The 1,354-nt window shown below is 38.0% G+C and carries 1 protein-coding gene and 1 pseudogene; both read right to left on the bottom strand.

Translation table 11 applies throughout. The features are described 5' to 3' along the window. Positions 1 to 485: pseudogene (locus tag RCF13_RS19960) on the bottom strand (RHS repeat domain-containing protein); the annotation flags it as partial. Positions 486 to 542: 57 nt separating this feature from the next. Then, the coding region (locus RCF13_RS19955) for an RHS repeat domain-containing protein (protein WP_308141481.1) at positions 543 to 1,354 on the bottom strand (812 nt) is incomplete at its 5' end.

Here is a 1,354-nt window from a genome sequence, read left to right as displayed (position 1 = left end):
TTCAGGCTATTATATTCATAATGGGTTTCATTTCCTAAGGCATCAATTTGCTTTACCAATCGACCCAAGTCATCGTATTCATATTGGGTGCTATGGTTCCTTCCATCGGTAAAGGCAATTTTATTCCCTACGTAATCATAGGTATAGGTGTTTTCTATAAAATTTACTCGATCCGATGTAAATTCTGTTCTAACGAGACGGTCTAGGATATCGTAATGGAATTTCTTTGGATATCCTTCTTCATCTGTTATGGTTACAGTTAAAGGCGCATTCCTATCCAGCCCTGTTTCATACTGAATTTTAGTGCTTCCCTTCAGTACGCTATCCTTTTCATAGTAGTCCTTTAAGACTAATCGGTCTTTACTGTCATATTGGTACCGAATACTGTGACCGTTTGAATCGACCTCTTTGATCTTATTTCCATTGCTGTCATAGGTTATGCTGCTGAGCATATTCCACTGATTGTTATGGAATACACTGGACATAACCAAATCTCCTATGATATCGTACTCATATTTAAACTCTGTATTTCCTGAATCCTTCTAGATTACGGTACTGTTTAAATAAGCGTTATCATTATAAGTATATTGCTTTGTATTTGTGTCCGGTCTTGTGGACTGAACGACTCTACCTAGAACGTCATACTGATACTCTGTACGATTGCCTTTTGGATCTATTTCACTGATTAAATTTCCTGTGTTAAAATCGTAGGCATATTTTCTCTCAGCATTTATACTGTCTATTACACTGTATTCCTTTGTTAAATATGCCCCTTTATGGTCCACACCATTGGCATCTACACCGTATTCATAGTTCGTTACAAAGGACTGATTGGCATCGTGTGTCTCTTTTCTACGGATATTTCCAAAGCTGTCGTATGCAAAATCTGTTACAATCCAACCCTTGCTGCCATTGGTCTTGGTTTCCTTTACGATATTTCCCTTACTATCTAAGGTGTATATAATTTGAGCTATGGTGTTCTGATCCTGCTTCCACGTTTTAGATAAAGGAGAGTGGAATCGCTCGTAATCATAGGAATAGATTACAGTATGCTCTGTATCTACAGGATAGCCCGCTTGATCTCGCTGTGCCAGCGGCCCTGTATAATTGGTTAAATTTCCGTATTCGTCATATCTGTAATTTTCAATCCGTTTATAGGAGGTATCTGTTGCATTACCGTTGATTACATGGAAGATTTCTACTTCTCTCTTTTTAACGAGACGCATTTCATCATGCTCTGAGGTAATCACTTCTTTATGGTCCTTTCCAAGCTCCTCTGTAACCTTTAATTGATGGAATCCATCGTAGGTATACTTTGTAGCGCTTCCCTTCATGTCCTTTACTTCTGTATAAT

The sequence above is a fragment of the Stenotrophomonas maltophilia group sp. RNC7 genome, from assembly GCF_030910085.1.
In the GTDB taxonomy this organism is placed as follows: domain Bacteria; phylum Pseudomonadota; class Gammaproteobacteria; order Xanthomonadales; family Xanthomonadaceae; genus Stenotrophomonas; species Stenotrophomonas sepilia.
This window is presented reverse-complemented; position numbering and strand designations above follow the sequence as displayed.